Origin of the sequence: Nonomuraea sp. NPDC050328, from assembly GCF_044459405.1 — a bacterium.
Taxonomy (GTDB): Bacteria; Actinomycetota; Actinomycetes; order Streptosporangiales; family Streptosporangiaceae; genus Nonomuraea.
Genome location: NZ_JBITIW010000002.1, coordinates 462,533 through 487,775, shown reverse-complemented (window position 1 = coordinate 487,775; position 25,243 = coordinate 462,533). Strand labels below are relative to the sequence as shown.

Here is a 25,243-nt window from a genome sequence, read left to right as displayed (position 1 = left end):
ACCGATGGATGATCACCTGCTCGGCTGGCTGCGAACACTCGACGAAGACAGGCTTGCCCGCGTTCTCACGAACCGTCAGGACGCCATCGCGGCCCCCTGGCCCCGGCGGCTGGAGTCCCTGGCCCAGCGGCTGGGCAACGGCTTCGCCGTCATGGAGGCCATGCGCAACCTCCCCCTGCCGTGCCTCGAACTCGCCCAGACCTGCCTGGTGCTCGACAACCCCACGGTCGACCGGCTGGCCGCCTTCCTCGACGCGACGCCCGCCGAGGTCACCCGCTGGCTCGACCGCCTCTACGACAACGCGCTGGCCTGGCCCGACCGTGACGGCCGGGTGCACCTGGCCGAGGCGGTCGCCCGCTGGTGGACCGCGCCGCTGGGCCTCGGCGAGCCGCTCGACCACTACCTGAACTCCTGGACGATCTCCAACGACACCCTGCGCCTGCTCTCGCGCAACCTCGGCCTGCCCCCGCACGGCAACCGGCGGCGCACCATCGCCCAGGTCGCCGAGGTCCTCGGCGACGAGCACCGGCTGGCCGCGCTGCTCACCAACGCCCCGCCCGGCACGCGGCGGCTGCTGGAGGAGTTCGCCTGGGACGGCCCCATCCGCGACGTGGACGGCAACCGCTTCGTCGCCCCCGGCGCCCCCGAACGCTGGGCCTCCGACCACGGCCTGCTCTACCGGCCCAACTGGCACGTCGCCGAGATGCCGCGCGAGGTCGCGCTGAGCGTGCGGGGCGGCGACTACCACCCGCCCTTCACGCCCGACGCCCCCGAGGTCGCCACCCTGCCGGTCGATCCCGAAGAGGTCGACCACCTCATGACCCTGGCCGCCCCGCACCTGGTGGAACGGTGCGCCGCGCTGCTCGACAACGCCGCCAAGACGCCGCTGCCGCTGCTCAAGACCGGCGGCGTCGGCGTGCGCGAGGTACGCCGGCTGGCCAAGGAGACCGGCTGCGACGAGGACGAGACCCGGCTCCTGCTGGAGGTCTGCGCCGTCGCCCGGCTACTGGCCTGGGACGAGAAGTCCGGCGGCATGGTGCCGACCGACCGCTTCGACCGCTGGCGGCTCGACGAGAGCGCCGCCCGGCTGCGCGTGCTGCTGTCGGCCTGGTGGCGGATGGAGCGCTCCTCGCTGCGCAAGATCGACGGCAAGTACCCCACCGCCCTCGGCGACGACCAGGCCGGCCCCTCGGTCGCCCGGGTACGGCGAGCCGTCGTGCAGGTCCTGGCGCACCTGCCGGCCGGCACCGCCTTCGCCGACCGCGGCGGCCTGGTGCGGGCCGTGCACTGGCACGCCCCCCTCCTCGACCAGGCGCTCCTCGCCGAATGCGCGCCGGCCGTGCTCGACGAGGCCCGGCTGCTCGGCGTCCTGGCCAACAACGCCCTCACCGACCTCGGCCGCGCCCTGGCCGGGCTGGCCGGCAAGGCCGGCGACGAGAACGCCGACTCCGTGCCCGCCGTCGAGCACGACCCCGCGCTCATGGAGGCCTCCACCCGGGCCCTGGCCAGCGTACGGCGGAGCGCCCTGTTCGGCCCCGACCTCACCGCGGTCGTGACCGGGCCGCCCTCGGCCGAACTCGCCGCCCTCCTCGACCGGGTCGCCGAACGCGAAGCCCGGGGCGCCGCCTCGGTGTGGCGCTTCACCCCCGAGAGCGTGCGCAGCGCCCTCGACCAGGGCCACGACGCCGACGAACTGCTCGAAGAACTCGCCGGCGTCGGCACCGTGCCGCAAGCCCTCGACTACCTCGTCCGCGACGTCGCCCGCCGGCACGGCGAGGTCACCGTCACCACCGTCGGCTGCATCGTCCAGGCATCCGACCCGGCGCTGCTCGCCGAGATCGCCGCCCACCGCCGGCTCACCCGGCTCGGCCTGCGGCTGCTCGCCCCCACCGTGCTCGTCAGCTCCGCGCCCGCCGAACGCACCCTCAACGCCCTGCGCGACAACGGCTACGCCCCCGTGCCCGTCGCCGACACCGGCGAGATCACCATCCGGCGGACCTTGCTCACCGAACCCGCCGAGCGGCAGCAGAACGGCAAGCTGATCCTCCTGCCCGGCGGTCAGGTCGCCGAGGTGGCTCCGCCGTACATCATCGCCGAGCCCACCCCCGACCCGCACGAGCACGCCAAACGCCTCGTCGCCACCCAGACCGACGGCGAGCAGCACGGCCGCACCTGGGCGGTCATCGGGCGGATGGCCACCCGGCTGCCCACCGCCCAGCAGTCGCTCCTCGGCTTCGTCGTGGACCGGGGGGTGCGGGCCGGCATCCGCCTCACCGACGGCCTCACCGCGACCGTCAGCCACGGCGAACTCCGCGGCGCCACCCTGGACGCCTGGTGCGAGGAGGCGGGGGACTACCTGGAGTTCCCCCTCGCCGACATCGTCGAGGTCCGCGGCGCCTTCTGACATTCGGGCCTCGCCCTTCGGGCTCGGGCCGTTCTTCGTGGGGGCGGAGCCCCCCCCACACCCCCACTCCACCGGGATGAAGCACTTCACCACGAGGCCCCCATAAGGCCGGGAGCGCAGCCGAGGGCGACCAGGAGCTTCCCGTGTGCGGCCCCAGACGATCCGCGGATGACCTACAGAAACCTCCGATGAGTCCCCGCACATTCGCCGATCTCCCTTGTGAGCAAACGAAAGATCGGGTTATGTTTCATCCGATCTCTCCCCCCACATAGGAGTGCCATGCTCCGCCTGAAGCGCATCCTCGCCCTCTCCACCCTCCTCGTCATCGGATGTATCCCGGCCCAAGCCGAAGCCCAGACCATCCCCGACCCCTACGAGCCAACCGTAGAGTCGTTGAACAGCCATCCGACCCCTAAGTGGTTCAACGACGACAAGTTCGGCATCTTCCTGCACTGGGGCGCCTACTCCGTCCCCGCCTGGGGTCCAAGGGGCAGCTACGCGGAGTGGTACTGGTACTACATGAACTCCCCCGGCAACGCGACCAACGCCTACCACCGGGCGACCTACGGGGAGGACGCCGACTACGACCGGTTCGCCCAGCAGTGGAAGGCGGAGAAGTTCGACCCGGCCGACTGGGTGAAGCTGTTCAACGACGCCGGGGCCAAGTACTTCGTGCTCACCTCCAAGCACCACGAGGGCGTCGCCCTGTGGGACAGCAAGGTGAGCGAGCGGGACACGGTGGCGATGGGGCCGAAGCGCGACCTGGCCAAGGAGCTGTTCACCGCGGCCCGCAAGGACGGGAAGTTGCGCGCGGGCTTCTACTACTCGCTGATGGAGTGGTACAACCCGCAGTTCACCGGGCAGCCCGCGCGCAACCCCTACACGGGCCAGCCGGTGCCGTACACGGGCGGGCAGCAGGGTGGCGACTACGTCAAGGACTACATGCTCCCGCAGATGCGCGAGCTGATCGACGGCTACGACCCGGACATCCTGTGGTGCGACGGCCAGTGGGACCGCTCGGCCGCGCAGTGGCAGACCGCCGGGGTGATCGCGGACTACTACAACAAGGCCGCCAAGGCGGGCAAGGAAGTGGCCGTCGCCAACCGCTGCAAGATCGAGAGCGGCGCGCTGGAGAGCCCCGAGCTCGACTTCCAGACGCCGGAGTACTCCGTCAAGCCGGACATCGACCCGGTCAAGTGGGAGTCCAGCCGCGGCATCGCGCACTCCTACGGCTTCAACCAGAACGAGCCGGTCGAGGACTACCTGACCTCCGACCAGCTCGTGGACTCCTTCGTCGACATCGTCAGCAAGAACGGCAACCTGCTGCTCAACGTGGGCCCGAAGGCCGACGGCACCATCCCCGAGCTGCAGCGGCAGCGGCTGCTCGACATGGGCGCGTGGCTGAAGGTCAACGGCGAGGCGATGTACGGCACGACGTACTGGACGCGCGCCGAGGAGAAGGGCGGCCCCGACGACCTCAGGTACACGGTCAAGGACGGCGCCCTGTACGCGACCGCGCTGAAGTGGCCAGGCGAGCAGCTCACCCTGGGCGCGGACGTGCCGGTCGGCCCGGGGACGCGGATCACGCTGCTCGGCTCCGACGGCGGCGCGCTGCCGTGGACCCGGGACGGGCAGGGCCGCGTGGTGGTCACGACCCCGGCCGAGACCGGGCAGTGGGCCTACTCCTTCAAGATCGAGACGCCGGGTGTGGCGGCCCTCCCCCGCTTCGCCGACGACGTGCCGCAGCACGTGCAGGCCGGGCAGAGCGTCACCGGCAAGGTGACCGTCACCAACACCGGCTCGCGGCCGATGCGCGCGGCGACGCTGTCCGTGGCCGCGCCCGAGGGCTGGACCGTCACCCCGGCCACCAGCCGGCTCGGCCACGTGGAGCCGGGCGCGAGCGTGGAGGTGCCGGTCAGCGTGAGCGTGCCCGAGGGCGCGCAGCCGGCCGACCTGAGCCTCCAGGCGACGCTCAAGACCGGGCGGCTGCGCGTGCCGTACTCCATCCCCGTCTCGGTGGTCCTGCCGGACCTGGCACAGGGCAAGCCGGCGACGCAGCAGAGCACCGGCTACGACGCGCCGGCCTCGCGGGCGGTGGACGGCAACACCGATGGCGCCTTCTGGGCCGGCTCGGTCAGCCACACCGCCGAGCCGGCCAGGCAGGCGTGGTGGCAGGTCGATCTGGGCGCGGCGGCGTCCCTGGACAGCGTCGAGATCTGGAACCGCACCGACTGCTGCGCCGACCGGCTGCGTGACTACTGGGTGATCGCCTCCGAGCAGCCGATCACCGCCGACGGCCTGGAGGAGGCCCGCTCCGCGCCCGGCGTGACCGCGGTGCACGTGCGGGAGCAGGCCGGCCGGCCGAGCACGGTCAAGCTGCCCGCGGGCACGACCGGACGGTACGTCCGGATCCAGCTCGCCTCGGAGACGCACCCGCTCACCCTGGCCGAGGTGCGTGTCAGAGGGCGTTGACCGCACGCAGGAACCCGGCACCCGGCATGATCGTTCACCTGGACGCAGATCCGCACATCCGACAGGAGAACAAGCTCGTGGTCTTCAAACGCATGCTGGGTGCCTTCGGCGTCGGCGCGCCCTCGGTGGACACCGTCCTGGCCACGCCGAGCATCCAGCCGGGCGGCTCGCTGTCCGGTGAGGTACGGCTGGCCGGCGGCGACTTCGACGCCGAGATCGAGCACGTCACCCTCCACCTCGTCGCCCGGATCGAGGTGGAGCACGGCGAGGCCGAGTCCGGCGCGCTGTCGGAGTTCGGGAGCGTGCGCGTCTCCGGCCCGTTCACGCTGGCCAAGGGCGAGCAGAAGGTGATCGGCTTCGAGCTGCCGACCTCCTGGGAGACGCCGGTCACCCGGATCGGCGGCCGGCCGCTGACCGGGATGGCGGTCGGCGTCCGGACCGAGCTGGCCATCGCCAAGGCGGTGGACAAGGGTGACCTGGACGTCTTCGCCGTCGAGCCGCTGCCCTCGCAGCGGGCCATCCTGGAGGCGCTGCTCGACCTCGGCTTCCGCGTCAAGTCCGCCGACCTGGAGGCGGGGAGCCTGTACGGGGTGCGCCAGGAGCTGCCGTTCTACCAGGAGATCGAGTTCCACCCGCCGGCGCAGGCGCCGGTCGGCGAGATCGAGATCACCTTCGTGGCCACCCCGCACACCCTCGACGTGGTCATCGAGGCGGACAAGGCGGGCGGGCACTACACCGACGACGCCATCGGCCGCTTCGCCCTCACCCACGAGGAGGCGCTGCGCACCGACTGGCCGCTGCGGCTGCGCGAGTGGCTGACCGGCCTCAGCTCGTACGGCACGCCGCACTACCGGCCGCACGGCCTGTCCGGCCACCACGAGGGCGGCGGCTTCGGCGGCGTGGCCGTCGGCGTCGCGGCGGGCGTGGCCGGCGGCCTGATCGTCGGCGAGGTCGTGGAGGAGGTCGTGGAAGAGGCCGCCGAGGAGGTCTTCGACGGCGGCGACGAGGGCGGCGACTGGTGACCCGGCCGTAGACCGGGCGGCCGGCCGCGGGAACATTCGTCCAAGACGGGCGGCCGGCCACCCGGTCATGCTCCCAGCATGACCGAGCACACAACCGAGCACACAACCGAGCACACAACTGGGCGCACCATCGAGCACTCGCACGGCATGCACGTGGTCCACGACGGGCCACGACAGGCGCCGCCGTTGCTGCTCATCCACGGTTCGGGCGCCTCGAGCGGGTTCTGGCAGCCGATGGTCCCGGCGCTGGCGGCCCGCCATCACGTCATCCGGGTCGACCTGCCGGGCTGCGGCCAGTCCCCGCCCGCCTCGTCGTACGAGGTGCCCGCGCAGGCGGCCCAGGTGGCGGCGCTGCTGGACGAGCTCGGCCTGCGGCACGTCACCGTGGCCGGGCACTCCAGCGGCGGCTACGTCGCCACCGCGCTGGCCGAACGCCGCCGCGACCTCGTCGGCTCGCTGGCCCTGATCAGCAGCGGCCCGAGCCCGGACGCGCTTCTCCGGCAGCCGCTCATCCTCCGGATCATGCTGGCCCCTCCGCTGGGCCCGCTGGTGTGGTCGAGGCGCTCGGATGCGCTGATCCGCAAGGGGATCAGCGCGACCGCCGCGCTCCCGGTGAACCTCCCGGACGACGTGGTGGCCGACGTCCGCGGCATCTCCTACCCCGTGATGCGGACCGTGCTGCGCCGCAACACCGAGTACCTCGCCGAGCGCGGCGTGCCCGAGCGGCTGGCCGGCCTCGGCCTGCCGGTGCTGGTGATCTTCGGCGCCGCCGACCCCCGCTGGGAGCCGTCCTCCGCGCGCCGGTACGAGGCGGTGCCCGGCGCCCGGGTCGAGCTGCTGCCCGGCGTCGGGCACCTGCCCATGCTGGAAGCGCCCGAGGCGACCGGCGACCTGCTGCTGAGCTTCGCGGCGCGCTGAGCTACGCGACCGGAGTCGCCCGCGAGTGCGGCACCACCATGGGCGTCGCGGTCCGGGGATCGGGCAGCACGTCGCAGCCGAGCTGGAACACCTCCTGGACCAGCTCGGAGGTGACCACCTCGGCGGGCGGCCCCTGCGCGACGACCTGCCCCCGGTGCATGACGATCAGGTGGGTGGCGAAGCGCGCCGCCTGGTTGAGGTCGTGCAGCACGGCCACGATGGTGCGGCCCTCGGCGTGCAGCTCGCGGCACAGCTCCAGCAGGTCGTACTGGTGGGCGATGTCCAGGAAGGTGGTCGGCTCGTCGAGCAGGAGCAGCTCGGTCTGCTGGGCCAGCACCATCGCGATCCACGCGCGCTGGCGCTGTCCGCCGGACAACTGGCCGGCCTGGGCGTGCGCGAGGTCTCCGAGGCCGGTGCGGTCCAGGGCGAAGGCCACCGCGCTCTCGTCGCCGGGCGACCACTGGCGCAGCAGCGTGTGGTGCGGGTAGCGGCCCCGCCGTACCAGGGCGCCGACGGTGATGCCCTCGGGGGCGAGCGGGTTCTGCGGCAGCAGCGCGACGTGCCGCGCGGCCTCCCGGCCCCGGTAGGACCACAGGTCCTTGCCGTTGAGCAGGACCTGGCCGGAGGCGGGCTTGTGCACCCGGCCCAGCGCCTTGAGCAGGGTCGACTTGCCGCACCCGTTCGGCCCGATGATCATCGTGAACTCGCCGGCGGGGAGGTCGAGGGTCAGGTCCCGCACGACGGGGGCTCCGCCGTACGAGATGGTGAGATCGCGGGCTGCCAGGCTCACAGGGTTCCCTTTCGCCATTCACGGATCAGCAGGTAGCCGAGGTAGAGGCCGCCGAGGGCCAGGGTGTAGATGCCGACCGGCAGCGCGGTGGGCAGCGGGAGCTGCTGCGCGGCGAGGTCGGCCAGGACCAGCAGGAGCGCGCCGGTCAGCGCGGAGAGCGTCAGGTGCGGGCCGGGCAGCCGGGTCAGCCGCCGGGCGATCTGCGGGGCGGTGAGCGAGATGAAGGAGATCGGCCCGGCCACCGTGACCGCGCCCGCGCTGAGCACGATGGCCAGCACGACGGCGGCGGTCCTGGCGCTCTTGGGCTCGGCGCCGAGGCCGGCGGCCAGCTCGTCGCCGAACTCCGAGACGTTCAGCCGCTGCGAGACGAGCATGGCGAACGGGACGACCGCCGCCAGCACCACCCAGATGGTCAGCGCCTGCTCCCAGGAGCGGGTGTTGAGGCTGCCGTTGACGTAGGCGGTGAGCACGGTGGCCTTGTCGCGCTCGACCGCGTAGACCACGTACTGGATGATCGCGACGCCGATGGCGTGCACGCCGATGCCGGCGACGATGAGCCGGCCGGGGTGGCGGAAGCCGGAGCCGGTGGCGAGGTACACCACGAGCATGGCCAGCGCCGCCCCGGCCAGCGCGCCGAGCGGGGTGGGCACGACGCCGGGCAGGAGCAGCGCGACGAAGGCGGCGCCCGCTCCGGCTCCGGCGCTGAGGCCGATGACGTCGGGGCTGCCGAGCGGGTTGCGGGTGACGGTCTGGAAGAGCGCCCCGGCCAGGCCGAGCGCGACGCCGACGCCGAGGGCGACGACCAGGCGGGGTCCGCGCAGCCGTTCGAGGACGAAGGCCTGCTTGCCGTCGGCCGCGCCCTGGGTGAGCGCGGTGTACAGGTCCTCGACGCTCAGCCCGAGCCGGCCCAGGGTGAAGGTGGCCACGCTCGCGGCCAGCAGGCAGGCCAGCAACGCGGCGAAGGTCACGACGGCGGCCCGCGCGATCGGGATGCGGACGATCCGGCTCACGAGGTGCCCCGCATCCGGCGTACGGCCAGCAGCAGCGCGGGCGCGCCGATGAACGCGGTGATCACGCCGACCATGAGTTCCTGGGGCTGGAGCACGATGCGGCCGGCCACGTCGGCCAGGAGCAGCAGGGCGGGCCCGACGACGGCGGAGAAGGCGATCTGCGCCCGCATGTCCACCCCGGACATGGCCCGCGCGATGTGCGGGACGGCGAGCCCGACGAAGGCGATCGGCCCGACGGCGGCGGTGGCCGCGGTGCTGAGCAGGATCGCGGCCAGCAGGCCGCCGGCGCGCATCAGGGCGGGGCTGGCGCCGAGCGCGGCGGCGGACTGGTCGCCCAGCGCGAGGGTGTTGAGGCCGGGGGCGAGCAGGACGGCGAGCACCAGCCCGGCCACGGCCAGCGGGAGCACCGACCACAGGACCGGGAAGTCGCGCCCGCCCAGCGCGCCGACCACCCAGTAGCGGTAGCTGTCGAAGACGCGCGGCAGGCTGAGCGTGACCGCCTGGACGTAGGCCGAGAGCACGGCGGTGACCACCGCGCCGGCCAGCACGAGCCGGGCCACGCCGCCGCCCCCGCCGGCCGAGCCGATGACGTGCACGACCAGGCCGGCCAGCAGCGCGCCGGGCAGCGCCCACCAGACCGCGCCGCCCTGGCCGGCCGCGCCGAGGAAGGCGATCGAGGTGACGACCGCGGCCGAGGCTCCGGCGGTGATGCCGAGCAGGCCGGGGTCGGCCAGCGGGTTGCGGGTGACGCCCTGCATGAGCGTGCCCGCGACGGCCAGGCAGAGCCCGGCGAGGATGCCCAGCGCGGTGCGCGGGTAGCGGCTCTCGACCACCGTCACCAGGTTCGGGTCGGCGGTGCCGGACAGGACGGCCACCACGTCGCCGAGCGAGGTGGGATGGCTGCCGAAGGCGATGCTGGCCAGCACGGCCAGCGCCAGGGCCAGCACGGCCCCGGCGAAAAGCAGCACCCGCCGGCCGGTGGCCGGCGGGGCTTTCACGGTGGTGAGGGTCACTTCTCGGCGGTGGCGACGGCCTTGTCGATCAGCGGCAGGTACTTGTCGATCACCCACGGCACGGTCAGCGGGGTGATGATCGAGGAGGCGGTGACGAAGGGCGCGTCGTGGCTGTAGACGACGCCGCCGCGCTTGATCGCGGGGATCTCGGCATAGAGCTTCTGCGCCTCGATCTCCTTGCGGGTCTTCTCGTCGGTGTAGAAGGTGAAGATCACGTCGCTGTCCTTCAGCTTCTGCGCGTTCTCCAGCCCGATGATCGCCGAGTCGGTGCCCTCGGTCTCCTTGAAGGTCTCCACGACCGGGTCGGGGGTCAGGCCGAGCATGCTCACCATGGCCGCGCGCTGCTCGGTGGGCTTGAAGACGCCGAGCGTGCCGGGGCCGGTGGTGTAGATGTAGGAGAAGGTCTTGCCCTGGTACTGCGGGCGGGTCGCGGCGGCGTCGGCGAGCTGCTTCTTGACCTGCTCGACGAGCTTGGGGCCTTCCTCGGCCTTGCCGAGCGCCTTGGCGACGATCTGGATCTGCTCGTCCCAGTTCGTGCTCCAGGGCAGGTCGGGGTAGCCGACCGTGGGCGCGATGTCCTTGAGGACGGCGTACTGCTCCTTGGTCACGCCGGACCACGGGGCCAGGATGACGTCGGGGTCGAGCTCGACGATCTTCTCCACGTCGATGTTCTCGCCGCCGTCGAACTGCACCGGCAGGGTGGCGCCGGCCTTGGTCACCGCCTCGTGGATCCACGGCAGGTAACCGGTCTTCGGGTCGCTGCCCCAGGCGTAGCTCTCGATGCCGACCGGGACGACGCCGAGCGCGATCGCGGTCTCCGCCGAGCCCTGGCCGAGGGTCACCACGCGCTTGGGCTCCGCGGGGATCACGGCCTGGCCCAGGGCGCTGTCGATGGTGACCGGGAAGGCCGCGGCGGGCGCGGCGCTGGAGGCGGCCGGCGCGGGGGCCGAGGCGCTCGGCTGGGCCGAGGGGGTGGCGGAGGAGCAACCGGCCAGGGCGAGCGCCGAGGTGACGGCCGCCGCCAGGGCGAGCTTGCGGGGGAAGCTGAGCGACATGCGTGATCCTTGTCCTTGTGGCACGGCGGAGCGCGCCCACAGGGGGTAACCGAACTTAGGTAAGACTAACCTACCTAGCCCCGATCCTTCACATTCGCCCCACCATGTCGCTTATCGCCGCACGCGCCCGCCCCTCCCCGCACTCCTCGACCAGCGCGCCGGCCTCCTCCGCCGACAGCGCGGCGAGCAGCACGCCGGCCAGCGCGCCGGCGTCCCGTTCCGGCGCCGCCTCGGCCAGCAGCATCGCCACGTGCTGCCGCCAGAAGCGGTAGGCGCCGATGCGCTGGCGGGCGCCGGGGCTCGCCGTCTCCGACATGCGCACCAGGTCGAGGTGGGCGAGCAGGTAGTCGAGATAGGCCGAGACGAAGGCGGCCAGCCGCTCGCGGGCGGGCGCGCCGGGGCCCAGCGGCGGCGGGCCGGACAGGATCGCGGTCTGCAGCTCGCGCTCCCGGGCGTCGAGCAGCGCCACGGCCAGCCCGGACTTGTCGCCGAAGCGGCGGAACAGGGTGCCCTTGCCGACGCCCGCCTCGGCGGCGACCGCGTCCATCGAGACCGCCGCCACGCCCTTCTCGCGAAAGAGCTTGGCCGCGGCCTTCAGCACCTTCTCCCGGTTGCGCGCGGCGTCGGCCCGCTCCTTCGGCCTTGACGAAGCGGACTGCGGTCCGCTAATTTCTGAGGCATCCACAAAAACGGACTGTAGTCCACTTCGTTCGGAGGCCGCAATGTCCACACCCCTGATCAGCCGCACCGAGCTGCGCGCCGCCATCGAGGCCGGCACGGTGACCGTGGTCGACGCGCTCGGCGGCGACTACTACGCCCAGCAGCACCTGCCCGGCGCCGTGGCCCTCGTCGAGAGCGAGGTCACCGCGCGCGCGGCCGAGCTCCTGCCCGACCGCGACGCGGCGATCGTCACCTACTGCTCCAACCCGGCCTGCCCCAACAGCGAGGCGGTCGCCCGCAAGCTGCTCGCGCTCGGCTACACCGACGTGCGCAAGTACCGCGAGGGCATCCAGGACTGGGTCGAGGCCGGGCTGCCGGTCGAGAGCGGGGTCGCCGTCTAGCGGATGCCGCAGCGCCGTACCACCAGGAGGGCGAGCGCGCGGGTCACCTCGCGCAGCTCGCTCAGCTCCACCTGCTCGCGCGGCGCGTGCGCGAAGCGCACGTCGCCGGGCCCGTAGTGCAGGGTGGGGATGCCGCCGCCGTTGTACAGCCGCAGATCGCTCCCGTACGGCGCGGCGGACTCGGCCGGGACGCTCCCCCGCACCTCGGCCACGACCGCGTTCACCTGGTCCAGCAGCTCGTGCCCCGCGGGCAGTCGGCCGCTGGCGAACTGGCCGCCCGGCCAGGTGACGACCGGCGGGTTGTCCCGCAGCCACGAGCCGGCCGCCTCGGCGAGGGCCTGCTCGAAGGCGGCGCGCGCCTCGGCCGGGTCCTCGCCCAGCCGCACCCCCAGCCGCCCCTCGGCCACCAGCAGGTCCGGCACGCTGCTGGACCAGTCGCCGGCCCGCACGGTGCCGACCTCGATCGGGTACGGCAGCGCGTTCCCGGCGAACACCGCGGGCAGGTCGCGGTTCCGCTCGCCCTCCAGCCGCCGGATCGCCTGGAACAGCGGCCAGAACACCTCGATCGCGCTGACCCCCTCCTGCCGCGAGGCGCCGTGCGCGGCCCGGCCCGGCACCTCGATGCGGAAGGTCAGCGCCCCGGCGTTGGCGGTGATGACGGTGCCGCTGGTCGGCTCGGTGATCACCGCCGCCTCGCCGGTGTGCCCGCGGGCCAGCGTCGCGAAGGCGCCGAGCCCGCCGTCCTCCTCGCTGATCACGCAGTGCAGCGCCAGCGGCCGGGCGAGCCGGATCCCCGAGCGCCGCAACGCCCGCACCACCGCCAGGTTGGCCACCAGCCCGGCCTTCATGTCGCACGCGCCGCGCCCATGCAGCGTGTCGCCGGTGATCCGCGGCGCGAACGGGTCGCTGCCCTTCCACTTGGTCAGGTCGCCGGTGGGCACCACGTCCACGTGCCCCTGCAGGATCAGGGCAGGCGTGCCCTCGCCCTCGGTCACGCCGACCAGACCGTAGCCCTCGCTCCTGGGCGCCTCGATGCCGGGGAAGTCCGGCCGGGCGCACAACCGCTCCAGGTCGAGCTTCCAGAGGTCCACGTCGAGATCGGCCTCGCCGAACAGCCCGGCGTAGTGGTGCAGCAGCTCCGACTCGGCGTCGGTCCCGGTCACGCTGGGCACCCGGATGGCGTCGGCCAGCAGGTTCACCGTCTCGGCGTCGTCGATCGCGTCGAGGATTCTGGTTTCGGCAACGTGCATGCCGCCATCCTGGGGGACGAACCGGTCCGCGCGCGAGTGGAGATACCACGACATGAGATGGATCTTCTGGCCGGTCGCGGCCCTCCTGGCGGTCTGGGCACTCCTGCGCACCTCGGGAGTGGAGGGGCCGTGGGCGTGGGTGGCCCTCGTGGCCTTCACGCCGTACGTCGCGCTCGGCTCGGCGCTCACCCTCCTGGCGGCGACGCTGGCGCGTGACCGGGTGGCGACCGGCGTGCTGCTGGTCACCACGCTCGTGCTCGCCGGCGCCGTGACGCCCCGCTACCTCCCGGACGGCGAGCACGCCACCGGGCGGCCGCTGCGGGTGTTGTCGGCCAACCTCATGCTCGGCGTGGCCGACCCCGAGGCCGTCCTGGCGCTGGTGCGGCGGCTGCGGCCGGACGTCTTCGCCGTGCAGGAGCTCACCGCCGAGTCCCGGGAGCGGCTGGCGCCGCTGCGCGAGCTGCTCCCGCACGCGGTCGAGCGCGCCACGCCGGGGGCGGTCGGCTCGGCGATCTACTCCCGCCACCCGCTGAGCGAGCTGCCGATGCTGGAGTTCGGCGCGTTCCGGCAGAGCCGGGCGCTGGTCCGGCCGGCCGGTGGGCCGGAGTTCGAGCTGGTCTCGGTGCATCCGTGCGCGCCCAAGCCGGAGACCCGGCTGCCCTGCTGGCGCGACGGGCTGCGGGCGCTGCCCCGGGGCGGCCCGCGGCTGACCGTGCTGGCCGGGGACTTCAACGCCACCCTCGACCACGGGCACCTGCGCGAGCTGCTGGACAGCGGCTACCGCGACGCCGCCGAGGTCACCGGGCACGGGCTCACCGCGACCTGGCCGATGCTGGCCTACGGTCCGGTGCCCGGGGTGACCATCGACCACGTGCTGGCCGACCGGCGGATCGGCGTCACCGCCTTCGAGGCGGTCACCGTGCCGGGCACCGACCACCGCGCGGTGTTCGCCGCCCTCACCCTGCCGGCCGTTGGATCTGGCCCTCGGTGAGGCGGACGTCGGTGAAACGCACCGGGAAGCCCTTGCCGGCCGGAGCCGCCGCCATCACCCCGGCGAGCGCGGGCTGCTCCGGCGGGAAGTAGGCCAGGCGCACCATCTCCTCCGGCTCGGCGCCGTCGAGGCCGTAGCGGACGAAGACCGCGTCGCCCTCGCGGCGCAGGTCGAGCGTGACCGGCCCGGCGGCGCCCGGCAGCGGCAGCACCGACCAGTCGGAGACCTCGCGGGTGACGACCGTGCTCAGGTGCAGGCCGCCGTCCACGTACTCCACGCCCGCCTTGATCCAGGTGCGCTCGTCGATGCGCAGCACCACCCCGGCCTGGTCGTACTGCTCGCCGTACTCGCCGGCGAAGGTGGCGGTGAGCCGCAGGTCGCCGGGCAGGACCCGGCCGAACAGGTGGGCGGTGTCGTAGACGTAGCCGTAGTGCGTCCGGCGCCACAGGTCGGTGCCGGGATCGCAGAAGACCCGCAGGCCCCCGTCGGCCACCCATTCGCGGGGCGGGTTGATCCACTGCCAGCCGGTCGTGCCGAAGGCCATGATCATGGCGTCATCCTGCCACGAGCGGCCTGCCGTGGTAAGCCGGAAGATCACCCCACGGCTGCGGCCCGGAGCGGTCGGTGGCGTAGGCCAGACCGGCGAAGCGCACGGCCCGGCGCATCGTCGGTTCGAGCTGGCGGGAGGGCACGTCGTGGACGAGGTGGCAGAAGCGGCCACGGGCCAGCGAGCGGGCCCAGGCCGGCTCGCGCATCGCCTTGTAGGCCGACAGCGGCCCGTCGAAGGTGACCAGCACGTCCGCCAGGTCGGCGTAACGCGGGTCGGGGTAGACGCCCGGGTTGAGGACGATCGTGCCCCGCACGCCGTCGACGATCTCGCGGTAGTGGCCCAGCCGGTCCTCGCCCGCCGCGGTCTGGTCGAGGAAGACGCCGCGCACGCCGTACCACGCCCGGTAGCGCCGCAGGTCCGCGCGGACCTCGGCCACCGGGCGGAGCCCGAAGTCGGTGTCGACGTAACCCAGCACCTCGGTGCCGGCCGCCAGCAGCCGCGCCACCAGCGGCGGGAAGGCGGGGTCCTTGGCCTCGCCGGGCCCGTCGCCGAGGTTGAGCACCACCATGCGCGGCGGGTGCGCCAGCAGCCGCCGCCAGGCGTCGCCGCCCTGGCCGGGGTGGAAGTAGGCGAGCACGCAGGCCGGCACCGGCGCCGCGAGCAGCCGGCTCGCCGGCTCACTCATCGCCGGCCTCCTCGGGCTCGCGCGGGGCGTCCTGCTGTCCGGCGGCCTCGCCGGTGAACTCCCAGGCGTGCTGCAGGGCCTGGCGCAGGCTGATCTCCGGGCGCCAGCCGAGCGCCTGACCGGCGGCCGTCGCGTCCGCGCACAACCACGGCACCGCCTCCGGCGCGGTCTCCCCCGGCGTCACCCGCCGCCCGGGGTCGGCCAGCTCGACCAGCGTGGACACCAGATCCCGTACGGCTGTCGCCTCCCCGCCGCCGAGGTTGAGCACCGGCGGCAGGCTCTCGTCGCTCAGCGCCGCCAGGGCCACCGCCCGGGCCACGTCCCGCACGTCCACGAAGTCGCGGTAGAGCTCCAGCCCGCCGACCACGAGGTCGCCGCCCGCCCGCAGGTCGCGCACCAGCTTGCCGACCATCGTCGCGCCCGGCCCGACGACGTTGAACGGCCGCAGCACCGTCGCCTCGGCCTCGGAGGCGCGGATCAGCTCGGTGGCGGTCAGCTTGGTCAGCGCGTAGGGGGTGACCGGCAGGCACGGCGTCTCCTCGGTCACCGGCGGCCCCATGGGCACCCGGCCGTACTCGGTCGCGCTGCCGACGTGCAGCAGCCGCGTGCCCGGCTCGATCATCGCCAGCAGCCGGGAGACCAGCACGACGTTGGCGGCCACCAGCTCGCCCGGCGTGCCGCGGGTGGCCCCGGCGCAGTTGATCACGACCTTGGGCGCGAGCGGGCGCGGGTCCTCCCCCCTCGGCAGGACGACGACGTCCTGCGGGGTCAGTTCCCGCAGCGCGGCCTCGACGTGACGGCCGATGAATCCAGATCCCCCGAGCAGCACAATCACCGGACGGTTATAACCGACCAGGGAGATCATGCACCGGCGAAGACACTTACCTGCGCAAATGTCCGGGGGCCTACACTACGTGGTGTGCCAGACCCGAAATTCGAGATCCAGATGCTGCACGACCGGGTGATGATCCGGCTGGAGCAGGAGGCCGAGGAGCGCCGGAGCGGAGCGGGCATCGTCATCCCCGCCACCGTCAAGACGCCCAACCGCCTGGCCTGGGGCGAGGTCTGCGGCGTCGGCGCCAACGTCCGCACCGTCAAGGTGGGCGACAAGGTGCTGCTCAACGCGGAGGACCAGATGGAGGTCGAGCTGCACGCCACGACCTACCTCGTGCTGCGCGAGCGCGACCTGCACGCCGTGGCCACCCAGGAGACCGACCACGGCACGGGGCTCTACCTCTGAAGCAGGTCGTGACCGACCTGGACGAGGTCGATGCCGATGCTCTTCATGCCCAGATAGATGATCGCGGCCATGGTGGCCAGGGTCACCAGCAGCACGATGATGCGGACCGTCCAGCCCTGCCGCTTGTACCACTCCGTCCAGGCGTGCAGCACCCGCTTGCCGAACTCCAGCAGCCGGTGCGCCCAGTGGAACTCGGTGGCCAGCACCGCCAGTCCCGCGAAGACGACCAGCCAGCCGGGGCCGGGGAAGGGCACCATGATCAGCCCGCCCACCACCATCACGGCGCCGATGGTGCCGATGACGATCTTGAGGGTCAGGGCGCCGGTGCGGGTCGAGCGGACCCGCTCCAGCCACGTGTGTATGGGTGAACGCCGCGCAGCCTCGTCTTTGAGCTGGTCGGCGTCTCCGGTCTCCTTAACGGCCACGACTCCAGGATACGAGCCACGACTTGCAACCCGGTTGATGCACACTCGTCCCGACTAACCGTTTCCTCGGTAAAGCTTTCCGCTCAGGTAGTAAGTTTTCACGATTTTTCGGTTAATGTCTGGCATGCCCGAGGTCATGCTCCGCGCCGTCACCGGCCCGATCCGCGTCTCCACCCTGCACGGGACCGTGCTCCCCCACGAGCGCCTGCGCACCGATCTGCGCTGGGCCGTGGGCATCGACTCCGACCCGCACCGCTGGCTGGACGAGGAGCAGGCGGTCACCGCCGAGCTGCGCGACCTGCGCCAGTCCGACCAGCTCGGCCTGGTCGTCGAGCTGAGCTGCATCGGCACGGGCCGCGACGCCGCCTCCCTGGTCCGCATCTCCTCCGGCAGCCGCGTGCCGGTCATCGCGGCCACCGGCCTGTTCGCCGAGCCGTTCGTCCAGGCCGGCGACGCCGACGTCGAGGAGCTCACCTCGCGGCTGATGTTCGAGATCACCTCCGGGCTGGACGGCACCGGCGTCTTCCCCGGCGTCATCGGCGCCGTCGGCTGCTGGGGCGCGACCCCGACCGCGGTCGAGGAGCGGTGCCTGGTCGCCGCCGCCCGCGCCTCGCTCTCCTCCCACCTGCCCATCGCCACCCACGGCCAGGACGGGCTGGGCCTGCTGGAGATCCTCATCGGCGAGGGCGTGCCCGGCTCGCGGATCAGCGTCTCCTACACCGGTGACGACGTCGCCGTCGCGCGCAAGCTGGCCGAGGCCGGGGCGTACGTGGCCCTGACCTCCATCGGCGGCGCCGACCCGCTGCCGCTGGCGCTCGGCCTGCTCGCCGACGGGCTGGGCGACCGCATCCTGCTCAGCTCCGGCGTCAGCCGGGTCGCGCAGATCCAGCGTTACGCCGGGCCGGGGTACGCGCACCTGTACCACCTGCTGCTGCCGCGCCTGCGCGAGGCGGGCGTGGCCGAGGAGCAGATCACCGCGATCACCCGCGACAACCCGCTGCGCTGGCTGTCCGGCTCCTGACCCGGGCCGCGGCCGCCCGCCCGGGTGGCTAGGATCGGGGACACCATGGGGGGATTGCGCGAGGCCCGTCCGGGCCGCCTGCGGAGGTCGCTGGCGGCCGTCTCCCGCGTGGGCGACCTGCCCGCGGTCGCCATGCTCGCCTGGGCGGGCTGGCTCGCCGTCCCGTGGCCCTTCGCCGCCGCGGCGGCCCGCACCGCCACCGAGAGCCTCCAGCCGCCGGCCCCGCCCGCCGCGACCGTCACCAGCGCCGCCCGCACCGACCTGCCCTCCGGCCCTCCGGTGGAGTCCGCCGGCTTCGCGGCGGGGCCTCCTGGTTCTTCCGGGGAGCCAGCCGGCTTCACAGCGGGGCCTCCTGGTTCTTCCGGGGAGCCCGCCGGATCCGCGGTGTCTTCCGCCGATCCGCTGGCGGCCGAGCGGGCCCGGCTGGCCGCGCAGGTGCACGACGTGGCCGGGCACGGGTTCGCCGCCATCTCCCTCCAGGCCGGGATCGCCCTGCGCCTGCTGGAGCAGGACCCCGCCCAGGCCAGAGCCTCCCTGGAGGCCATCAGGGCGACCAGCGCCGAGGCCCTCACCCGGCTGCGCGGCGCCCTGGACGAGCTCGACCGCGCCCCCGTGGAGCCCGGCGACCTGCCCCGGCTCCTCGACGGCGTGCGCGCGGCCGGGCTGGAGGTGGCCGTCGAGCAGTCCGCCCCCGCCATCCCCGCCCACCTGCGCGAGCCGGTCTTCGGCGTGGTGCGCGAGTCCCTGACCAACGTCCTGCGGCACGCCGGCTCCGAAACCGCGCTGGTACGGCTCGCCGCCGACCCGTGCGAGTTCGTCGTCGAGGTGGCCGACCGGGGCCGCGGCTGGGACGGCGGCGGCGAAGGCCGCGGCCTGGCCGGGATGCGGGCCCAGGTGACCGCCGCCGGCGGCGACTTCAGCGCCGGCCCACGCGACGGCGGCGGCTTCCGGGTCCTCGCCCGGTTCCCGGCCACGTGAGCGCCCCCGACCCCGCCGGCATCACCGTCGCGGTCGCCGACGACCAGGCCGTGGTCCGGATGGGCCTGCGGGCGCTGATCGACAGCGAGCCCGGCCTGAGCTTCGCCGGCGAGGCCCCCGACGGCCGGGCGGCGCTGGCGCTGCTCGCCCGCGTCCGGCCCGACGTGCTGCTGCTCGACATCCAGATGCCCGGCCTCGACGGCCTGGAGACCCTCCGGGCCATCGCCGCCGATCCCGCCCTGCGCGCGACCCGGGTGGTGATGGTCACCACCTTCGCCCTCGACCAGTACGTCTTCGCCGCCCTGCAGGCCGGGGCGAGCGGCTTCGTGCTCAAGGACAGCCCGCCCGAGGAACTGATCAACGCGATCCGCGTCGTCGCCGCCGGCGAGGCGCTGCTCTCCCCGGCGATCACCCGCAAGGTCATCGCCCGCTTCGGCGGCCGGGGCGAGGCCGCGCCGGTCGAGGGGATCGAGACGCTGACGCCGCGCGAGCGGGAGCTGGTGGCGTGGGTGGCCGGCGGCCTGTCGAACGAGGAGATCGCCAGGGAGCTGGTGATCAGCCCCGACACGGTCCGCACGCACGTGAGCCGGGCCATGGTCAAGCTCCGCGCCCGCGACCGGGCCCAGCTCGTCGTCTTCGCCATCCGCGCCGGCCTCGCCCAGCCGTAGCCCGGGGTCAGAGCGCGCCGTTGCGCAGCAGGCCCTCGTAGTCGCGCTGCTGCACCTGCGCCTCGACCTGCTTGACCGTCTCCAGCCCCACGCCCACCATGATCAGCACCGTCGCGCCGCCGAACGGGAAGTTCTGCTGGGTCGCCGGATCGCGCAGCACCGCGAAGGCGATCAGCGGGATCAGCGACAACGCCGCCAGGTAGGCCGCCCCCGGCGCGGTCAGCCGCGACAGCACGAAGCCCAGGTAGGCCGCGGTCGGCCGGCCAGGACGCAGGCCGGGCACGAAGCCGCCCTGCCGCCGGATCGCGTCGGCCACCTCGACCGGGTTGAAGGTCAGCGAGACGTAGAAGTAGGCGAAGGACACGATCAGCGCGGTGTACACCAGCATGTAGACCGGGTGGTCGCCGCGCATGAGGTAGACCGCCACCCAGTCGCCGAGCACGGGCTGGAGCAGCACCGGCAGGTACAGCAACGACGAGGTGAAGATCACCGGGACGATGCCCGCCTGGTTGACCTTGAGCGGGATGTAGGTGCTGCTCCCGCCGTAGACGCGCCGCCCGACCATGCGCCGCGCGTACTGCACCGGCACCCGCCGCTGCGCCTGCTCGACGAAGACCACCGCGGCGACGAGGAAGACGCCGCTGGCCAGCATGACCGCCAGCGCGAACGGGCTCATCACGAAGATGCTCGACAGGTAGGACGGGAAGACCGCGACCACCTGGGTGAAGATCAGCAGGGACATGCCGTTGCCGATGCCCCGGTCGGTGATCAGCTCGCCGAGCCACATGACCACGCAGGCCCCGGCGACCATGGTGAGCACCAGCACCACCAGCGCGAACGGGCTGGTCGTGTGCAGCAGCGGGGTCGCGCAGTTGCCGATGAGCTGCCCGGTGGCCGCCATGGTGACGACCGTGGCGGCGTTCAGCACGGCCAGCCCGACGGTCAGGTAGCGGGTGTACTGGGTGAGCTTGCGGGTCTCGCCCGCCTTGCGCAGCGCGTCGAGTCGCGGGATCAGGGTGCCGAGGAGCTGCATCAGGATGCTGGCGGTGATGTACGGCATGACCCCGAGCGCGAACACCGACAACCGGAGCATCGCGCCGCCGCTGAAGAGCTGGAGCATGTCGTAGACGCCGCCCTTGGCTCCGGCGGCGCACTGCCGTACCGCGACCACGTCCACCCCGGGGGCGGGCAGGACCTGCCCGAACCGGAACAACACGATCACCCCGAGGGTGAAGAGGATCTTCTTCCGCAGATCGGGCAGGCGCAGGGCGGTCAGCAGCATGCCGCGAGTCTGGCCGCGGCACGCGCGCGGGTCGTCCGCTCAGGCGCGGCACCGCCGTACGCGAAATAGCGTAGGCCGCATGGTTCCAGCATGGGTGATCAGCGGCCCGCCCGGCGCGGGCAAGTCCACCGTCGCCGCCGAGCTGCTCACGCGGCTCGACCCCGTGCCCGCGCTGCTCGACAAGGACGTCGTCTACGGCGGCTTCGTGGCGGCGGTGCTGGAGGCGTACGGCAGGCCGTTCGGCGAGCGCGAGGGGCCGTGGTACGACGAGCACGTCAAGCGGCACGAGTACGGCGGGCTGACCCGGCTGGCGCGCGAGATCCGCTCGCGGGGCTGCCCGGTGATGCTGGACGGCCCGTTCACCTCGCAGATCCACGACGCCGAGCTGTGGCGCGAGTGGGTGGAGCAGCTCGGCGGCCCGCCCGTGCACCTGGTGTGGGTCCGCTCGGACGCGGCGACCCTGCGCGAGCGGCTGCGCAGCCGCGGCCGGGCCGAGGACGCCGCCAAGCTGGCCGATTTCGACGCCTGGACCAGGGCGATCCGGGTCGACGAGCCGCCGGTGGTCCCGCACCTGGAGGTGGACCGGCGGCTGGGGGCTAAGCTCGCAGCCGATGACGAGCACCGAGCCGAGCCCTGGGACGAACCATGGGACCAGCCCTGAAACCAGCCTTGGGACGAGCGCTGAGCTGATCGCCCTGCCGCCCGGCCGGGTGACGCTGTCCGACCGCCGCACCAGCCGGAGCTGGACCGTCGAGGTCGACGCCTTCCACCTCGGCGCGACGCCCGTCACCCAGGAGCGGTACGCCGAGGTCACCGGCCTGCGCCCGAGCGCGGCCACGGGCGATCGGCTGCCGGTCGAGAACGTCTCCTGGCTGGACGCGGTCCGTTTCTGCAACGCGCTGTCGGCGGCCGAGGGCCGCACCCCCGTCTACCGGGTCGAGGGCCACAGCGCCGAGCGGCTGCCCGGCGACGGCTACCGGCTGCCCACCGAGGCCGAGTGGGAGTACGCCTGCCGCGCCGGCACCACCGCGGCGCGCTACGGCGAGCTCGACGAGATCGCCTGGCACCGCGGCAACTCCGGCGGCCGGGTGCACGAGGTCGCCGGGAAGCGGCCCAACGCCTGGGGGCTGTCCGACACCCTGGGCAACGTCTGGGAGTGGTGCTGGGACGTCTACGACGCCGAGGTCTACGGCGGCTACCGGGTGCTGCGCGGCGGCGGCTGGTTCGACGAGCACTGGAGCTGCCGCGCCTCGGTGCGGCGGCGCAGCCACCCCACCCTGGTCATCGACGACGTCGGCTTCCGCGTCGCCCGCTGAGGCCGCTGAGGCCGCGGCCGGTCAGTCGAACAGGTCCGGCTCCGAGCGGACGATCTGGTCGTACAGCGGCTGGAAGTTGATCCAGCCGACCAGGTCGTTGCCGATCTGGCCGTGGGTGAGCTTGGCCTGGTCGTGGTCGATGGCCACGGTCGGCCCGGCCGCCTTGGCCAGGAGCTGGGCCTGGCAGGAGCGCTCCATCGTGATGAACCACCACGCGGCCGCGTCCACCGAGTCGCCCACGGTGAGCAGGCCGTGGTTGCGCAGGATGACCGCCTTGTGCGAGCCCAGCGCGCGGGCGATCCGCCGGCCCTCCTCGGTCTCGACGACGACGCCGGTGTAGTCGTCGAACAGGCCGTGGTCCTCGTAGAAGGCGCAGGCGTCCTGGGTGAGCGGTTCGAGCAGCGTGCCGAGGGAGGACAGCGCCTTGCCGTACACCGAGTGCGAGTGGGCGGCGGCCACCGCGTCGGGCCTGGCCTGGTGCACCATCGCGTGGATCGCGAAGGCCGCCTGGTTGACGTGGTACCGGCCGTGCACGACCTGCCCCTCGTGGTTGACCAGGATCAGGTCGCTGACCTTGATGTGCTTGAAGCTCATGCCGAACGGGTTCACCCAGAAGTGGTCGAGGTGCTCGGGGTCGCGGGCGGTGATGTGCCCGGCCACTCCCTCCTCGAAGCCGAACCTGCCGAACAGCCGCAACGCGGCCACCAGCCGCTCCTGGCGATGACGGCGCGTCTCCTCGACGGTGTCGAAGGTCTGCGGCAGGCGGAAGGTGAGCTGGTCGGCGGGGACGGGGTCGAGGTTCACGAGGCCTCCGGCGCGGAGTGGGCGGTTGCCGGTCACGGTACCCGAATCTTCTTCTGGCTTGAAGCGAGGCTCTTGACGAAATCAAATGAACGACTTTTTAATTCGGACATGGGCCGCATAGCCGGAGTGACCGCCGCGGAGACCCGCGAACGGCTGCTGCACGCCGCCGCCGATGCCTTCGCGACGCGGGGCTACGACGGCACGCGGGTGGCGGACATCGCGGCCGCGGCCGGGGTCAGCAACGGCGCGCTCTACGCCCACTTCGGCTCCAAGGCCGACCTGCTGGTGGCGGCGCTGCGGGCGCACGGGCCGCGGATGCTGGCCTGCCTGCTGGCCGCCGAGCCCGACCGGCCGATCACCGACCTGCTGCTGGAGGTCGGGCGCGGGCTGCCGCGGCGGCGCGAGCCGCTGGGCTACCTCATCGTCGAGGCGCTGGTGGCGGCCCGGCGGGACGAGGAGGTCGCCGGGCCGATGCGCGACTACGTGGGCGAGCGGGCCGGGTTCCTGTCCGGCCTGGTGGAGCTGGCCCAGCACAGCGACGAGATCGACGGGGGTCTGTCCCCCGCGGCTCTGGCGCACTTCTGCCTCGTGCTGACGATGGGCAGTGCGCTGCTTCCGTCCGACCTCCACCAGGTGGACGAGGAGGCCTGGTCGGCGTTGCTCGGCCGGGTCGTCGCCGCCCTCGCGCCACCCCGCGCCGACATCCCACAGAGCGGAGCCCAGCCGTGAGAGTGCAGATCAGCCCTGACCGCTGCCAGGGACACGGTCGTTGCTACGACCTGGTCCCCGGCCTGTTCACCGAGGACGAGGAGGGATACGGGCAGGTCGCCGGCGACGGCGCGGTCTCCGCCGAGCACGAACGCGAGGCCAGGCTGGCCTCCCAGAACTGCCCGGAACGCGCCATCGACCTGCTGCGGGAGGTGTGAGGTGACGACCGACGAGCGGTTCGTCCGCAGCCCGCGCGAGGGGATCGATCCGGAGACCCCGCTCGGTGTCCGCAACGAGATCGTCGTCGGGCCGGTCACCGACTGGGCCACCGACTTCTCGCACACCGAGCCGGAGTGGGCCGCCGACCCCTACCCGATCCAGGACGAGCTGCGCGAACGCTGCCCGATCGCGCACACGGAACGGTTCGGCGGCGGCTGGCTGCCCACCCGCTACGAGGACGTCGCGGCCATCGCCTACGACACCGAGCGCTTCTCCTCCCGCGCGGTCGTCATGGCCAACTTCCGGCCGCCCAAGGAGACCGCCCCGGTCGGCGGGGTGCCGCCGATCTCCTCCGACCCGCCCTTCCACCACGACGCGCGCAAGCTGCTGCTGCCCGCCTTCACCAAGACCGCGGTCAGCCGGCGCGAGGCCGCCACCCGGGCGCTCTGCCACGAGCTGATCGACGCGCTGGCCGGGCAGGACGTGGTCGAGGCCGCGCACGACTACGCCCAGCACATCCCGATGCGGGTCATCGCCGACATGCTCGGCTTCCCGCCCGAGGACGGGCGCAAGTTCCGCGGCTTCATCGAGGGTGCGCTGGAGGGCGTCAACCTGCCGCCGGAACAGCGCATGGCCAACATGGACGCGCTCTTCGACTACCTGCTCGACCAGATCCACGACCACCTGGAACGGCCGCGCGACGACCTGACGACCTACCTGATCAACGCCGAGCTCTACGGCCAGAAGCTCACCTCCGGGCACGTGGCGGGCACCATCGCGCTGCTGCTCATCGCCGGCATCGACACCACGTGGAGCGCCATCGGCGCCTCGCTGTGGCACCTGGCCAAGACGCCCGCCGACCGGCGGCGGCTGGTCTCCGAGCCGGAGCTGCTGCCGACCGCGATGGAGGAGTTCCTGCGCGCCTACGCGCCGGTCACCATGGCCCGGCTGGTCAAGGAGGACACCAGCTTCAACGGCGTGGAGATGCGCGCCGAGGACTGGATCCTGCTCTCCTTCCCGGCGGCCAACCGCGACCCGGCGCACTTCGACCGGGCCGGTGAGGTGGTCATCGACCGGGAGGTCAACCGGCACGTCGCCTTCGGCCTCGGCATCCACCGCTGCGTCGGCTCGCACCTGGCGCGGATGGAGCTGCGGGTGGCGCTGGAGGTGTGGCTGGAGCGGTTCCCTGAGTTCTCGCTGGCCGATCCGGAGGCCGTCACCTGGGCCACCGGCCAGGTCCGCGGCCCCCGCACCCTGCCCCTCCGCGTCACCCCCGCCGCTCGCTGAGGGTCGGGCGCCTCAGGGTCACCCCCGCTGTTCGTTGAGGGGCGGGCTCCTCCGCGAGGAGGAGCCCGCCCCTT

The 25,243-nt window shown here is 73.1% G+C and carries 27 protein-coding genes; 15 read left to right on the top strand and 12 right to left on the bottom strand.

All coding sequences use genetic code 11. The annotated features are described in order from the left end of the window. The first annotated feature begins 4 nt into the window (after positions 1 to 4). The 4 genes from ACIBG7_RS08425 to ACIBG7_RS08410 all read left to right on the top strand — a co-directional run bounded on the left by ACIBG7_RS08425 (position 5) and on the right by ACIBG7_RS08410 (position 6,816). Positions 5 to 2,404 (top strand): helicase-associated domain-containing protein, encoded by a 2,400-nt coding sequence (locus ACIBG7_RS08425; protein ID WP_357932094.1) that lies wholly within the window; start codon positions 5 to 7, stop codon positions 2,402 to 2,404. A gap of 279 nt (positions 2,405 to 2,683) precedes the next feature. Beyond that, complete coding sequence (locus ACIBG7_RS08420; RefSeq protein WP_397335651.1) at positions 2,684 to 4,876, top strand: alpha-L-fucosidase; 2,193 nt, start codon at positions 2,684 to 2,686, stop codon at positions 4,874 to 4,876. A 26-nt stretch (positions 4,877 to 4,902) separates the two neighbouring features. Continuing rightward, complete coding sequence (locus tag ACIBG7_RS08415; protein WP_397335650.1) at positions 4,903 to 5,898, top strand: sporulation protein; 996 nt, start codon at positions 4,903 to 4,905, stop codon at positions 5,896 to 5,898. Between the two features lie 78 nt (positions 5,899 to 5,976). Beyond that, the gene (locus tag ACIBG7_RS08410; protein WP_397335649.1) at positions 5,977 to 6,816 is read left to right on the top strand and encodes an alpha/beta fold hydrolase; all 840 of its coding nucleotides are present in this window, start codon (positions 5,977 to 5,979) and stop codon (positions 6,814 to 6,816) included. Between the two features lies 1 nt (position 6,817). On the opposite strand, the gene ACIBG7_RS08405 is transcribed toward ACIBG7_RS08410, so the two are convergent. The 5 genes from ACIBG7_RS08405 to ACIBG7_RS08385 form a co-directional block, all read right to left on the bottom strand. Next, positions 6,818 to 7,624, bottom strand: coding sequence for an ABC transporter ATP-binding protein (locus ACIBG7_RS08405; protein ID WP_397335648.1), 807 nt, complete (start codon positions 7,622 to 7,624; stop codon positions 6,818 to 6,820). After that, a complete protein-coding gene (locus tag ACIBG7_RS08400; protein WP_397335646.1) occupies positions 7,603 to 8,616 on the bottom strand; it encodes a FecCD family ABC transporter permease in 1,014 nt (337 codons plus the stop codon). Before ACIBG7_RS08400 ends, ACIBG7_RS08405 begins: the two co-directional genes overlap by 22 nt. Continuing rightward, entirely contained in the window at positions 8,613 to 9,614 is a 1,002-nt protein-coding gene (locus ACIBG7_RS08395) for a FecCD family ABC transporter permease (RefSeq protein ID WP_397335645.1), read from the bottom strand. The genes ACIBG7_RS08400 and ACIBG7_RS08395 overlap by 4 nt, the downstream gene beginning before the upstream one ends. A gap of 11 nt (positions 9,615 to 9,625) precedes the next feature. Then, positions 9,626 to 10,684, bottom strand: a complete 1,059-nt coding sequence (locus ACIBG7_RS08390) for an iron-siderophore ABC transporter substrate-binding protein (protein ID WP_397335644.1) — start codon at positions 10,682 to 10,684, stop codon at positions 9,626 to 9,628. An 88-nt stretch (positions 10,685 to 10,772) separates the two neighbouring features. Then, entirely contained in the window at positions 10,773 to 11,369 is a 597-nt protein-coding gene (locus ACIBG7_RS08385) for a helix-turn-helix domain-containing protein (protein ID WP_357932117.1), read from the bottom strand. Positions 11,370 to 11,406: 37 nt separating this feature from the next. Between ACIBG7_RS08385 and ACIBG7_RS08380 the strand changes: the two genes are divergently transcribed. Beyond that, positions 11,407 to 11,745, top strand: coding sequence for a rhodanese-like domain-containing protein (locus tag ACIBG7_RS08380; RefSeq protein WP_397335643.1), 339 nt, complete (start codon positions 11,407 to 11,409; stop codon positions 11,743 to 11,745). Here the strand turns inward: ACIBG7_RS08380 and ACIBG7_RS08375 are convergent. Continuing rightward, positions 11,742 to 12,995, bottom strand: coding sequence for an ArgE/DapE family deacylase (locus tag ACIBG7_RS08375; RefSeq protein ID WP_397335642.1), 1,254 nt, complete (start codon positions 12,993 to 12,995; stop codon positions 11,742 to 11,744). The two genes, ACIBG7_RS08380 and ACIBG7_RS08375, sit on opposite strands and share 4 nt — an antisense overlap. A 52-nt stretch (positions 12,996 to 13,047) precedes the next feature. Here ACIBG7_RS08375 and ACIBG7_RS08370 point away from each other — a divergent pair, with 52 nt between their 5' ends. Next, entirely contained in the window at positions 13,048 to 13,986 is a 939-nt protein-coding gene (locus tag ACIBG7_RS08370; protein WP_397335641.1) for an endonuclease/exonuclease/phosphatase family protein, read from the top strand. Here ACIBG7_RS08370 and ACIBG7_RS08365 read toward each other — a convergent pair. Genes ACIBG7_RS08365 through ACIBG7_RS08355 form a run of 3 tightly spaced genes read right to left on the bottom strand, consistent with a single transcriptional unit; the run spans position 13,952 to position 16,056 of the window. Beyond that, positions 13,952 to 14,536 (bottom strand): DUF1349 domain-containing protein, encoded by a 585-nt coding sequence (locus ACIBG7_RS08365; protein ID WP_397335640.1) that lies wholly within the window; start codon positions 14,534 to 14,536, stop codon positions 13,952 to 13,954. The two genes, ACIBG7_RS08370 and ACIBG7_RS08365, sit on opposite strands and share 35 nt — an antisense overlap. Before the next feature lie 4 nt (positions 14,537 to 14,540). Further along, on the bottom strand, positions 14,541 to 15,221 hold the full coding sequence (locus tag ACIBG7_RS08360) for a spherulation-specific family 4 protein (RefSeq protein ID WP_397335639.1): 681 nt from the start codon (positions 15,219 to 15,221) through the stop codon (positions 14,541 to 14,543). Beyond that, entirely contained in the window at positions 15,214 to 16,056 is an 843-nt protein-coding gene (locus ACIBG7_RS08355; protein ID WP_397335637.1) for an NAD-dependent epimerase/dehydratase family protein, read from the bottom strand. Before ACIBG7_RS08355 ends, ACIBG7_RS08360 begins: the two co-directional genes overlap by 8 nt. A gap of 84 nt (positions 16,057 to 16,140) precedes the next feature. Between ACIBG7_RS08355 and ACIBG7_RS08350 the strand changes: the two genes are divergently transcribed. After that, positions 16,141 to 16,461, top strand: a complete 321-nt coding sequence (locus tag ACIBG7_RS08350) for a GroES family chaperonin (protein WP_397335636.1) — start codon at positions 16,141 to 16,143, stop codon at positions 16,459 to 16,461. Here ACIBG7_RS08350 and ACIBG7_RS08345 read toward each other — a convergent pair. Further along, complete coding sequence (locus ACIBG7_RS08345; protein WP_357932138.1) at positions 16,452 to 16,886, bottom strand: TIGR02611 family protein; 435 nt, start codon at positions 16,884 to 16,886, stop codon at positions 16,452 to 16,454. The two genes, ACIBG7_RS08350 and ACIBG7_RS08345, sit on opposite strands and share 10 nt — an antisense overlap. 115 nt (positions 16,887 to 17,001) lie before the next feature. Between ACIBG7_RS08345 and ACIBG7_RS08340 the strand changes: the two genes are divergently transcribed. Genes ACIBG7_RS08340 through ACIBG7_RS08330 form a run of 3 tightly spaced genes read left to right on the top strand, consistent with a single transcriptional unit; the run spans position 17,002 to position 19,553 of the window. Next, the gene (locus ACIBG7_RS08340; protein ID WP_357932141.1) at positions 17,002 to 17,907 is read left to right on the top strand and encodes an aryldialkylphosphatase; all 906 of its coding nucleotides are present in this window, start codon (positions 17,002 to 17,004) and stop codon (positions 17,905 to 17,907) included. A 45-nt stretch (positions 17,908 to 17,952) separates the two neighbouring features. Continuing rightward, the gene (locus ACIBG7_RS08335; RefSeq protein WP_397335635.1) at positions 17,953 to 18,885 is read left to right on the top strand and encodes a sensor histidine kinase; all 933 of its coding nucleotides are present in this window, start codon (positions 17,953 to 17,955) and stop codon (positions 18,883 to 18,885) included. Continuing rightward, the gene (locus ACIBG7_RS08330) at positions 18,882 to 19,553 is read left to right on the top strand and encodes a response regulator (RefSeq protein WP_397335634.1); all 672 of its coding nucleotides are present in this window, start codon (positions 18,882 to 18,884) and stop codon (positions 19,551 to 19,553) included. The genes ACIBG7_RS08335 and ACIBG7_RS08330 overlap by 4 nt, the downstream gene beginning before the upstream one ends. A gap of 7 nt (positions 19,554 to 19,560) precedes the next feature. Here ACIBG7_RS08330 and secY read toward each other — a convergent pair whose 3' ends face one another. After that, entirely contained in the window at positions 19,561 to 20,835 is a 1,275-nt protein-coding gene (secY, locus tag ACIBG7_RS08325; RefSeq protein WP_357932149.1) for a preprotein translocase subunit SecY, read from the bottom strand. 79 nt (positions 20,836 to 20,914) lie between these two features. On the opposite strand from secY, the gene ACIBG7_RS08320 reads away from it, so the two are divergent. Then, complete coding sequence (locus tag ACIBG7_RS08320) at positions 20,915 to 21,496, top strand: AAA family ATPase (RefSeq protein WP_397335633.1); 582 nt, start codon at positions 20,915 to 20,917, stop codon at positions 21,494 to 21,496. Between the two features lie 25 nt (positions 21,497 to 21,521). Then, positions 21,522 to 22,151 carry a formylglycine-generating enzyme family protein gene (locus ACIBG7_RS08315; protein ID WP_397335946.1) on the top strand — a complete coding sequence of 210 codons (630 nt, stop codon included), beginning with the start codon at positions 21,522 to 21,524 and terminating at the stop codon, positions 22,149 to 22,151. Between the two features lie 21 nt (positions 22,152 to 22,172). Here ACIBG7_RS08315 and ACIBG7_RS08310 read toward each other — a convergent pair whose 3' ends face one another. Further along, the gene (locus ACIBG7_RS08310) at positions 22,173 to 22,955 is read right to left on the bottom strand and encodes a class II aldolase/adducin family protein (protein WP_397335632.1); all 783 of its coding nucleotides are present in this window, start codon (positions 22,953 to 22,955) and stop codon (positions 22,173 to 22,175) included. A 108-nt stretch (positions 22,956 to 23,063) separates the two neighbouring features. Between ACIBG7_RS08310 and ACIBG7_RS08305 the strand changes: the two genes are divergently transcribed. Genes ACIBG7_RS08305 through ACIBG7_RS08295 form a run of 3 tightly spaced genes read left to right on the top strand, consistent with a single transcriptional unit; the run spans position 23,064 to position 25,169 of the window. Then, on the top strand, positions 23,064 to 23,684 hold the full coding sequence (locus tag ACIBG7_RS08305) for a helix-turn-helix domain-containing protein (protein WP_357927042.1): 621 nt from the start codon (positions 23,064 to 23,066) through the stop codon (positions 23,682 to 23,684). Next, entirely contained in the window at positions 23,681 to 23,881 is a 201-nt protein-coding gene (locus tag ACIBG7_RS08300) for a ferredoxin (RefSeq protein WP_357927044.1), read from the top strand. The genes ACIBG7_RS08305 and ACIBG7_RS08300 overlap by 4 nt, the downstream gene beginning before the upstream one ends. Position 23,882: 1 nt before the next feature. Continuing rightward, positions 23,883 to 25,169 (top strand): cytochrome P450, encoded by a 1,287-nt coding sequence (locus ACIBG7_RS08295; RefSeq protein WP_397335631.1) that lies wholly within the window; start codon positions 23,883 to 23,885, stop codon positions 25,167 to 25,169. Positions 25,170 to 25,243: the final 74 nt, after the last annotated feature.

Bases quoted from the DNA above. Each gene is read 5' to 3' on its own strand.
- ACIBG7_RS08375 (WP_397335642.1), bottom strand. From the start codon at position 12,995: ATGCACGTTGCCGAAACCAGAATCCTCGACGCGATCGACGACGCCGAG.
- ACIBG7_RS08365 (WP_397335640.1), bottom strand. From the start codon at position 14,536: ATGATCATGGCCTTCGGCACGACCGGCTGGCAGTGGATCAACCCGCCC.
- ACIBG7_RS08410 (WP_397335649.1), top strand. From the start codon at position 5,977: ATGACCGAGCACACAACCGAGCACACAACCGAGCACACAACTGGGCGC.
- ACIBG7_RS08415 (WP_397335650.1), top strand. From the start codon at position 4,903: ATGATCGTTCACCTGGACGCAGATCCGCACATCCGACAGGAGAACAAG.
- ACIBG7_RS08380 (WP_397335643.1), top strand. From the start codon at position 11,407: ATGTCCACACCCCTGATCAGCCGCACCGAGCTGCGCGCCGCCATCGAG.
- ACIBG7_RS08425 (WP_357932094.1), top strand. From the start codon at position 5: ATGGATGATCACCTGCTCGGCTGGCTGCGAACACTCGACGAAGACAGG.
- secY (WP_357932149.1), bottom strand. From the start codon at position 20,835: ATGCTGCTGACCGCCCTGCGCCTGCCCGATCTGCGGAAGAAGATCCTC.
- ACIBG7_RS08405 (WP_397335648.1), bottom strand. From the start codon at position 7,624: ATGGCGAAAGGGAACCCTGTGAGCCTGGCAGCCCGCGATCTCACCATC.
- ACIBG7_RS08305 (WP_357927042.1), top strand. From the start codon at position 23,064: ATGGGCCGCATAGCCGGAGTGACCGCCGCGGAGACCCGCGAACGGCTG.
- ACIBG7_RS08340 (WP_357932141.1), top strand. From the start codon at position 17,002: ATGTCTGGCATGCCCGAGGTCATGCTCCGCGCCGTCACCGGCCCGATC.
- ACIBG7_RS08390 (WP_397335644.1), bottom strand. From the start codon at position 10,684: ATGTCGCTCAGCTTCCCCCGCAAGCTCGCCCTGGCGGCGGCCGTCACC.
- ACIBG7_RS08420 (WP_397335651.1), top strand. From the start codon at position 2,684: ATGCTCCGCCTGAAGCGCATCCTCGCCCTCTCCACCCTCCTCGTCATC.
- ACIBG7_RS08370 (WP_397335641.1), top strand. From the start codon at position 13,048: ATGAGATGGATCTTCTGGCCGGTCGCGGCCCTCCTGGCGGTCTGGGCA.
- ACIBG7_RS08335 (WP_397335635.1), top strand. From the start codon at position 17,953: ATGGGGGGATTGCGCGAGGCCCGTCCGGGCCGCCTGCGGAGGTCGCTG.
- ACIBG7_RS08360 (WP_397335639.1), bottom strand. From the start codon at position 15,221: ATGAGTGAGCCGGCGAGCCGGCTGCTCGCGGCGCCGGTGCCGGCCTGC.
- ACIBG7_RS08320 (WP_397335633.1), top strand. From the start codon at position 20,915: ATGGTTCCAGCATGGGTGATCAGCGGCCCGCCCGGCGCGGGCAAGTCC.